A 9,221-nucleotide genomic window follows, 5' to 3' on the forward strand; every position below is an offset into this window, starting at 1 on the left:
GAATAGGCGTGGCCGAGATGCAGGTCGCCGTTGGGGCTGGGCGCGAAGCGGAATGTCAGGAGTGTCATCTCTCAGGCGGCAATCATGTTTTGCGGCGCTTCGCCAATTGCTACCCTGTCGACGGTCGAGGAACAAGAAAGCATGCGCCGTATCGTGACATCAGACGACATTGCCCGGGGGCTCGATGCGCTTTGCGTGATCGACCCGCGCCTGGAAAAGGTGCGCGGCATGGCTGGCGAGGTGCCGCTGCGGCTGTCCGAGCCGGGGTTTCGAAGCCTGGCGTCGATCGTCGTCTCGCAGCAAGTGTCCCGCGCCAGTGCCGATGCCATCTTCGGCCGGCTGACCAAGCTCGTCGATCCGCTGACGCCGCAGGCGATCCTGGCCGCCGGCGAGGACATGTTTCGCGAAGCCGGCCTGTCGCGGCCCAAACAGCGCGGCCTGATCGCTGTTGCCCAGGCCGTGGTCGACGGCCTCGACCTTCATCACCTCTGTTCGCTCGATGCCGAGGAGGCGATCACGACGATGACGGCGGTGTCCGGCATCGGTCCGTGGACAGCGGAAGTGTATCTCTTATTCGCCGCCGGGCATCCCGACATCTTCCCCGCGCGCGACGTCGCGCTGCAGAGCGCGGTCGGCCACGCGCTCGGCATCGAGCCGCGTCCGCCGGAGAAAACCCTGATCGCATTGGCCGAATCATGGAGCCCGTGGCGAGGTGTCGCATCACGGCTTTTCTGGTCCTATTATCGCGAAACCAGAGGGCGGGACGCCGCGCCGCCGGCCTGAATCCGCAAAAAATCATAAAAATCATGCATTTTTGGCGCTTAGGCGACGCGACAATCCGCTTCACATCCCTGTCATGTCGGGCTTACAGTATCCGCGCCGTTCGGGTCTAGAACCAAGGAGGTGAACACGTGACGGTTGCCGTATCTCCGGATGGGCTTCCAGCACTGGTGCTGAATGCGGATTACCGTCCGCTCAGCTATTATCCCTTGTCGCTCTGGTCGTGGCAGGATGCTATCAAGGCGGTGTTCCTCGACCGGGTGAACATCGTCGCCGAATACGAGCACGCCGTCTCCTCGCCGACCTTCTCGATGAAGCTGCCGAGCGTGGTCAGCCTGAAGGCCTATGTGAAGCCGTCCAGGCACCCGGCCTTCACCCGCTTCAACGTCTTCCTGCGCGATCGCTTCCAGTGCCAGTATTGCGGCACGCCGGAGGATCTGACCTTCGATCACGTCATCCCCCGCCATCGCGGCGGCGCGACGACATGGGAGAATGTCGTTGCCGCCTGCTCGCCCTGCAATCTGAGGAAGGGCGGCATGATGCCGGCGCATGCCAAGATGTGGCCGCTGCAGAAGCCTTTCCAGCCGACGGTGCACGATCTGCACAACAATGGTCGCCTGTTCCCGCCCAACCATCTGCATGAGAGCTGGATGGATTATCTGTACTGGGATGTCGAACTCGAACCCTGAGATCGTTCGAGAATTCGGCAGGCTGGCCGTCTGGAGCAATTGTCTGCGCTTCCGATGCTCACGGACCAAATGTCCGCTCCGCTTCGGTTCTCGACAATCACTCCATACGACTCAGCCTGCCGAACTCTTTGAACGATCTCGCGTCGGCGCCATCGCGCCAAATCAGTCGCGGGTGAGGGCGCCGCGGAAGGCGACGGCGGCGAGGATCAGGCTGGCGATGGCGTTCCAGCCGGCCAGCGACAGGCCAAGGATGCGCAAGGCGGCTTTGTCGCAGGACGGCGGCACGAATTTGTCGAGCGCGTCGAGCACGCCCTTGCCGCCGGTGTCGACCGGCCCGGCGCCTGCGGTACAATCGGTCGGGCCGGCCCACCACTGCCATTCGACGCCGGAGTGGTAGACGCCGAGATAGAGGCCGTAGAGCATCAGGATGCCGCCGACGGCCAGCAGACCGCGCGTCAGCCAGCTGGGTGCGTGCAGCATCGACGCAATCACCGCCAGCACCATCAGCGGCACGCCGATATAGTAGGGCGTGCGCTGTTCGAGGCAGAGGTGGCAGGGGATATAGCCGCCGAGATACTGGAAGGCGAGCGCCGAGCCGACGGTGGCGGCCATGGCGACGGCGAGGAACAAGGCGGTCAGCGTGCGCTGGCGTCCGGTGTCGGCATTCATGGTCGCTGTCATTTCAATCGGTCCGTCCCGGCTCGCAATGGTTCTGTTCAGAACGCGTATTTGACCAAGATATAGAGCAAAATCAGGGCAGCCGCGCCGGCGACGGCGATGAGGCCGAGGCGCTTTTCGATGAATTCGCGGATCGGTTCGCCATAATGGCGCAGCAGCCAGGCGAGCAGCAGGAAACGGCCACCGCGGGCCACGATCGCCAGCACCACGAACAACAGCAAATTGACGCCGATGACGCCGGACAGGATCGTCACCACCTTGATCGGCGGCAGGTGGGCAGCGCCCGACGTGATCAGCATCAGGACGATGAAGCCGACGCCTGCCCCTGCGCGCAGCGCTTCGAACTCGTCGTACTTGCCGTAGAATTCGAGAATCGGCCTCGCCACGGCGTCATAGGCGTAGTGGCCGATGAACCAGCCGGCGATGCCGCCCAGCACCGAGGCGACGGTGGCGATCAGCGCATAGCGGTACGCGCGATCCGGCCGCGACAGCGCCATCGGCAGATAGAGCACGTCGGCCGGCACCAGGAACACCGAGCTTTCGACGAAGGCGATGAAGGCCAGCCACCATTCGGCGGATTTGCGGGCCGCCAGCGACAAGGTCCAGTCGTAAAGTCCGCGAAGCATCGGCACTCCTAATGCGTGTCGTTCCATTGCGCAGGCAGGTTGGGGTTTAACGGCATGCACGCAACAAAGACCCAGAGCACGCCATCCGTCCCCGCAGACGTGCCGCGCTTTGATGCGCCGCCTGTCTAGAAAGATTTTCCGCGCTGCACAATGGCAGCCCCGTCACGAAATCGAAAGGCGCAGTTTGGTCGCATCTTGAAGGCGCCGGAGAATTGGCCAGTTGACGAACAGCCCTCCAACCGTATAGTCCCGCGCCATCCAGGCCGCCCGGCCTGAGCCCCTATGGCGGAATTGGTAGACGCGCTCGACTCAAAATCGAGTTCCGCAAGGAGTGCTGGTTCGATTCCGGCTAGGGGCACCATCCTTCACTCTTCGAGCTTCGGGTGGGACAATTTAGCCTGTGTTTGTTTTGGGATCCGCTTGTGCGCGGCAGCGCCGGCGTTGCGTGTATCGTGGTCTGCTGTTTCCCATGCTAACGCTTGCCGGCCCTTGTTCGCCTGCAAGTGCCCCTTCAGGCTGATCGGCGCTTTTCGCTCAACAAAACTCGCAGATGCGGTAACGCCGCATGCGCCACCGCCTTGGGTGGTTGCGTGAACATGCAAGGCGGTTCCGCGGCGCCTAGAAGGCAGGTCTTTTGCCAATCCAATGTAAGGGACCAACAACCGCCGCAGACACGCGGGGCAATATTGATATTGTTCGGGTAGGCGTAATAGCCGATCGGCGTTGGACCGAAAACGACACAACACGGCGTCCCTACACAGCTTGCGATATGAACAAGCCCTCCCTCCATGTCGAAATGCATGGACGAGTTCGCAAGAACGGAGGTGATTTGCGGCTGTGTTGTCTTGGAAGAAAGGTTGTAGTCGGCCGAACTGAGGGTGCCTCCTACCACGCCGACTTGGACAACCGGAAGATCCGGCAACTGCGCCTTCACCTCTTTCACGACATCATCCAAGAACGGATAATCTCGCGTAGCTCGAGGGCGACCCGACTCCTCGCTGAAGGAATTATGGACGGTAATGTAGGGTTTATGGTCCAGTCCCAAGCTTTGAACCAAGGACGCATCCTCAGGTAACGGATATTGATGGCCGCCAAAGGGCACACCGCTGACATGGTTCAGAAAGGTGTCTCGCCTCACGTTCTGAAATTGGGCTACAAGTGCTGGATGGAAGTCCAAATGAGGATGCGCATCGATCGCATGCGAAAACATCTTCCGATACGGTGCGATGCTTTGCAGCATTGCTGAAAGCGCCGGCCACCGTTCGGCAGCGGCAGAACTCATGTGCACAAGATCTACGGTGTGTGTGAGCTGCAGGACAAGAAGATATCGATGCGTGACCCACGTAAATACGCGTTTCGGAGCTTCAATGAAAGTTGCATCCGGGAGAGGCTCGTAAAGCCACCCCATTCCGCCCGTTACGGAATAGACGTCGATCTTTGCGCGGCCAAAGTGGCTCAGCAGATCGCGAATAAACCGGACGGCCACGATATGGTCGCCCATGCCGCCTGTTACACGAATGGCAATGCTGTCTCGTCGTTCTACGTTGATCGCTAGATGAAGTGCTAACGCCGCATTCTTGAAGCCGTTGCGCGTCCTGCGTGAGAAGCGCGTAAGGCCTCGATCTTGCCTACTCATGGCGATTCCTAAGCTTTGACGTTGAACATTCTTCCAAACGGTATCTACGCCGCCGCCGCTCCAGATGCTATCCAAGGGCATGGAGCGCTCGGCGATGCAATGATCGAGCCGGGACTGATGGCGAGGAGACCTGCGGCAGCCATTTCATTTTTCATGGCTCGGAATCCTCGCTCTGGCAGGGATCAAGACGCTTGCTGAGGGCATCCACAGACACGACAACCGTTGGAATGCACTCGACGTTTCGACGGCCTCGAGTTCGGTGTGCCAGAAGGGCGGCGACGTCATGCCGATCACCAACACGTCCGTCGGCTCGACGTGGCCACCTGCGTACCGATACATCTGAGCAGGCGGTCAAGACGCTTTGCGCGTCCCGCCGGTGGGGCCGCCGTCATTGGCCGCGCCGATCTCGCCAGCCGCCAGCAATTCGTCGAATGTCCGTTCGAGATCGGCATTGTCATCGGCTGCCGGTCCGTTGGGGGGATCCTGGCGTGTCAGCGTTTCCAGCCTTTGGTGAAGCTGGCGGTTTTCATCGCGGCAACGGGCATGCGCGAGTTCGTCGGACATGCCGCGCAAGCGGAGATCGGCGAGTTGGACCTTCACCGCGCCATAGTCTCGGCGCGCCGCGTCGCGCTCCTGGCGCAACGTCGCGATCTCGGCTTCCGAGGTTTGGCGCCGATGCTCGGCCACGTCCTCGGCGCGCTGCCCGACCCTCGGCGTTGCGCGGACCACGCTTTGATCGGCGGCGCTGCGCTGGAGCGAGCGCAACCTCTTTTCAAGTTCGACGGCCCGCTCCTGCGCGGCGGCGGCGCAATCACCGAGAACGCCGCGCTGATGCTCGAGCGTGGACAGCCGCACCTGCAGGTCCTGCTGCACCAGCATCTGCGCAGACAGTTTGCCGGTCAGTCTTTCGTTGTGGAGCCGGTCATCCGCGACCTTGGAACGAAGCAGCATGGTGGCCTGTTGCAAGCTTGCGAGCCGCCATGCAACGTCCTCACGCGCCTGCTCGGCGGCTTGCCTGGCGATGATCTCGTCGCGAAGTTGCCCCGACACGCGCGCCAGGTTCCGGCCCAGACGCTCGACCTCGACATTCGCTTCGAGGAACCGCGTTGCGCGCTGGCCGGCATGCCTGTCCGCTTGCGCAATGGTCTGCCGTGCCCTGTCGAGTTGGACCTCCAGGTCGGCGATTGTCTTGCTCGCGATCGATAGCTCGCGCGATTTTCGCCCAAGCTCTTTCGAGGTGCGATCCTGCAAGCGCTGCAGCTTCGCCACCTCTTCCTGCAATTCCCATTTGTCGGTATCGGGAGCGTCGGCATCGTGCGTTTGCGCATCAAGCCTGCCCACATCGTGGTCAACCAACGACCACGCCAAGTCGTCAACGGCACGTGGATCCAGCCTGTCGTCGGACAGGGGCGAGGAGCCGCGCATGGCGCGGGCCTGGCTCGATCCCGTCCGGGCCGAAATCGAGCCGAGGGAGGCGGCCAGCGTGTCTGGCTGGGCCAATCCGGTCACGGGCTCCTCTTCGAAGAGAGGCAAAGCTTGATGCGTTGCGGCTCGAATGCTTCGAATCAGTTCTTCGAAGTCTTCGTCGGCCCTTCGGACAACGGCGCTTTCCTCCGCACTGATGTGCCGGGTGCCGTTGGCCTCATGATTCAGCGACATTTCTCTCTCATCGCTACCGAATCACTAGATTATCGTGAATTATGAACAAGAATGCGAGTAGGTCTTATCGGCTTTCACTGGAAAATTTCTGCAAGAAATCTCGTTTTTTGTAAGCAGAGATCAATATTGACGTTTGCCTGCTGGCAACCGAATTAAATTCCCGGTCACCCACCCGTCAAATATTGCAGCGAAGATGTGCCATTCTCCAGAACCGCCCCCTGCCTTTTCTCAGCGCCGCCCCAACAAGCTCTTCATGCGGTTGCGCAGCAGGCGGGCCATGTTGCGGGTTTCGCGGTAGAGGTGCAGTTGCGAGGCGGCCTGGCGGGCGAGGCGGTCGGCGTCCGGCGCCAGGCCGATCACCAGCGTGCCCATCGGCTTGCGCTCGGCCCATAGCCGGCTCATCACCGGATGGTCGGGCACCGCGCAGGAATCGGTCATCATGATGTTGGGATCGTCGAGATGCTGCCTTGTCACCTCGATCATCAGCAGCGTACCGGGCGAATAGCTGGCCAGCGTCTCGTCATAGGCCGTTTTCCAGGTATAGGCGACGCCGGCTTCGACGAAGACGATCAGGCAGGCGATGGTGCGGCCGTCGAGCGTCAGCGAATGGATGCGGCACATGTCCTGTTCGGCCAGCCGGTGCACGGCTTCGCGGGCGAAGGCGGCGCGGAAGCGGTCGATCGCCATGGCGGTGCGTTCGCGGCCTTTCCAGCCGGCCGCTTCCAGCGACAGGAAGCCTTCGATGGCATGGCGGATGTCTTCGGGGCCGCGCGCCACGACATGCTCAAGCTTGCCAAGGTCGCCAAGGCGCCGCTTCAGGCGGCGGAACTCGCGATAATGGTGCGAGCGCAGCGAGGCCTTCAGATAATCGTCTCCATCGAGCTCGCTCTCCAGCGCCGGGCGCTGGCTCTGGCCGGTGGTGACCAGCGTCAGGCCGCGCGCCTCGGCCACGGTGGCAAGCAGGCTCGCCACCGGGCCATCGAGCCGGACATCGGCCAGGACGAACACTTTCGGCAGCTTGAGGTGCGGGCGCGACAGCATCGAGAAGAAGTCCTCGACGACGCCGACCGGATCGTCGCGATCGACCAGCGGTGTGCCGAGCGGACCGAACGGGCTCGACCATGTGCGCATGACCGGCACGCCGAGCGGCACGACGGGCCGTTCCACCGAGAACGGCACCAGAAGGCGCAGCCGGTTGCGGTATTCGTCGCCGTCGCGGATGACCGCCAGCCGTACCTCGCGATCCTCCAGCCGCGGCATGGCGGGTGCAAGGAAACGCGGGTTGAAGAACACGTTGGGCTCGACCGTGCGGGCGCAGAGATAATCCAGCTCCTCCACCAGGTCGAAACCTGCCGATGCGGGGTAGATGGCGAGCTTGCGCTCGGGCCGGTTGTTGGCGAGGATTTCGATATGGGCGGGGTCGGCGTCGCGGGTCAGCCCGGCAAGGCCCGACACCATGGCGCCGGCGGTGCCGCCGCTGGTTTCCTCAAGCAACGGGATGGCAGCCATCACGCGGCTCCTTTCGGGGCTAAGAAGATGAGCATGGCGATACCGAGCTTGCGCCACACCGTGAAGGAGAGCGCGCCGGCTTCGAAGATCATGGCAAAGGCGGTGGCCATTGCCGCGCCCCACAGGCCGAACATCGGGATGAGCACCACATTGAGGGCGATGTTGAAGGCCAGCGTCATGGCATAGACGGCAGCACAGATGTTCTGGTTGCCGCTCATCGTCAGCAGGCTTTCGCAGGGGCCGACGGCGGCCCGCGCCACGACGCCGAAGACGAGCAGAAACAGCAGCGGATAGCCTGATGTGAATTCAGGGCCGAACAGCACCAGCATCGGCTCGCCGAGCGCCAGCACCAGCAGGGCCATCAAGAGCGATGGCCAGAACGTCCACGACACCGTCTCGCGGGCGAAGGCGGCAAGCCTTTGCGGGTCGCCATGGGTGAACTGCGCATAGCGCTGGGCAACGCCGGCCTTGACGGCGAAGTAGACGAAATGCACCAGCGCCAGCGTCTTCACGGTGGCGAAATAAACGGCGACGTCGTTGGGATCCATATAGGCGCCGACCATCAGCACATCGGCATTGGTCAGCAGGAAGAAGAAGCTCTCGACCAGGAAGATCGGCAGCGAGACGACGAACCATTGCGCGAAATGGACCTTTATCGGCCCCGCCGGGATCTGCCGTTCCATGCGCTGGATGACACCGACCAGTTGTCCCAGCGTAGTGACGTAAGTGGCGGCGATCGAGGCGAAGATGGCGGTCCTGGCATCGGGTGCGTAGCCCACGAACAGCATCAGCGCCATGAACAGCAGGATCAGCACGGGCCGCACCAGATAGGTCGGCGACAGGGCAAACAGCGCCCAGCTGTTGGCGCGTGCCAGGCCCGACAAAAGGTCGGACATGGCGATCATCGGCAGGCAGATGACGCCGAGGATGAACGGGATCACATAGTAGCTTTCGATCCAGGGTGCCGCCAGCCAGACGCCGAGCGCGCCGAGCCCGGCGATCAGCGTCGAGGCGATCAGCACGAACAGACGGCTGGCCAGCACGATACCGCGCAGCTCATCCATCAAGCCGCGCTCGCGGTATTCGGGAATGTAGCGGATGACGGAGGTGTGGAAGCCCAGGCAGGCGAGGTTTCCGACGATGACCATCGTCACCCAGACGAGGACGAAGATGCCGTATTCGAACGAGCCCATCCAGCGTGCCATCAGCACCTGGCTGATGAAGGCGATGACAGCGCTGACGATGCGGATGGAGAAGGCGATGACCGACATGCGGCTCGCCTCGCCGCGCTCGTCGGCGGTGAACAGCACGGCATCGATGCGGCCAAGCAACGGCCCCATGCGCAGCGCCCAACGCTGCGGCAAGAACCGCCCGGCAGTCGTGGCCGCGGAAAAGCGCACCCCGATTTCTCTCCGTTTTCCGCTTCTTTTTCAGGCGTTGGTGTAGCGGAGACACATTAAGAAAACGTGGGTGGGGAGCCCCCTTCGCCCCGTCACTATACGGGGAGAAGGGAAAAAAAGCGCCGCGCCCTTACGCGAACGCCCCGTGGCAGTGCTTGTACTTCTTGCCGGAGCCGCAGGGGCAGGCTTCGTTGCGGCCGACTTTGCCCCAGGTGGCCTGGTTGTTGGGGTCGCGGTCCTCGGG

9 protein-coding genes and 1 tRNA gene are annotated in these 9,221 nt (G+C 62.5%); 3 read left to right on the forward strand and 7 right to left on the reverse strand.

The genetic code is table 11. The features are described 5' to 3' along the window. A partial coding sequence (locus EOD15_RS21580) for a glutamate--tRNA ligase family protein (RefSeq protein ID WP_148129605.1) occupies positions 1-68 on the reverse strand: 68 nt, incomplete at its 3' end. A 73-nt stretch (positions 69-141) separates the two neighbouring features. Here EOD15_RS21580 and EOD15_RS21585 point away from each other — a divergent pair. Together EOD15_RS21585 and EOD15_RS21590 are read left to right on the forward strand one after the other, a co-directional pair. Beyond that, positions 142-783 carry a DNA-3-methyladenine glycosylase gene (locus tag EOD15_RS21585; protein ID WP_127268792.1) on the forward strand — a complete coding sequence of 214 codons (642 nt, stop codon included), beginning with the start codon at positions 142-144 and terminating at the stop codon, positions 781-783. A gap of 128 nt (positions 784-911) precedes the next feature. Continuing rightward, entirely contained in the window at positions 912-1,469 is a 558-nt protein-coding gene (locus EOD15_RS21590) for an HNH endonuclease (RefSeq protein ID WP_006328497.1), read from the forward strand. A gap of 162 nt (positions 1,470-1,631) precedes the next feature. Here the strand turns inward: EOD15_RS21590 and EOD15_RS21595 are convergent, their stop codons facing one another. Together EOD15_RS21595 and EOD15_RS21600 are read right to left on the reverse strand one after the other, a co-directional pair. Then, positions 1,632-2,150 carry a disulfide bond formation protein B gene (locus tag EOD15_RS21595; protein ID WP_127320840.1) on the reverse strand — a complete coding sequence of 173 codons (519 nt, stop codon included), beginning with the start codon at positions 2,148-2,150 and terminating at the stop codon, positions 1,632-1,634. A 35-nt stretch (positions 2,151-2,185) separates the two neighbouring features. Further along, positions 2,186-2,773, reverse strand: a complete 588-nt coding sequence (locus EOD15_RS21600; protein ID WP_127408808.1) for a YqaA family protein — start codon at positions 2,771-2,773, stop codon at positions 2,186-2,188. A gap of 276 nt (positions 2,774-3,049) precedes the next feature. On the opposite strand from EOD15_RS21600, the gene EOD15_RS21605 reads away from it, so the two are divergent. Continuing rightward, positions 3,050-3,134: transfer RNA gene (locus EOD15_RS21605), tRNA-Leu, on the forward strand. Between the two features lie 150 nt (positions 3,135-3,284). On the opposite strand, the gene EOD15_RS21610 is transcribed toward EOD15_RS21605, so the two are convergent. The 4 genes from EOD15_RS21610 to EOD15_RS21625 form a co-directional block, all read right to left on the reverse strand. Beyond that, positions 3,285-4,490, reverse strand: a complete 1,206-nt coding sequence (locus tag EOD15_RS21610) for a hypothetical protein (protein WP_127322330.1) — start codon at positions 4,488-4,490, stop codon at positions 3,285-3,287. A gap of 270 nt (positions 4,491-4,760) precedes the next feature. Continuing rightward, on the reverse strand, positions 4,761-5,918 hold the full coding sequence (locus tag EOD15_RS21615; protein WP_164761998.1) for a hypothetical protein: 1,158 nt from the start codon (positions 5,916-5,918) through the stop codon (positions 4,761-4,763). Positions 5,919-6,296: 378 nt separating this feature from the next. Then, the gene (locus tag EOD15_RS21620) at positions 6,297-7,577 is read right to left on the reverse strand and encodes a GNAT family N-acetyltransferase (RefSeq protein ID WP_127322332.1); all 1,281 of its coding nucleotides are present in this window, start codon (positions 7,575-7,577) and stop codon (positions 6,297-6,299) included. Continuing rightward, complete coding sequence (locus EOD15_RS21625) at positions 7,577-8,977, reverse strand: lipopolysaccharide biosynthesis protein (protein ID WP_127408809.1); 1,401 nt, start codon at positions 8,975-8,977, stop codon at positions 7,577-7,579. The genes EOD15_RS21620 and EOD15_RS21625 overlap by 1 nt, the downstream gene beginning before the upstream one ends. Positions 8,978-9,221 lie beyond the last annotated feature (244 nt).

It is taken from the genome of Mesorhizobium sp. M7A.T.Ca.US.000.02.2.1 (genome assembly GCF_003996995.1).
Taxonomy (GTDB): Bacteria; Pseudomonadota; Alphaproteobacteria; order Rhizobiales; family Rhizobiaceae; genus Mesorhizobium.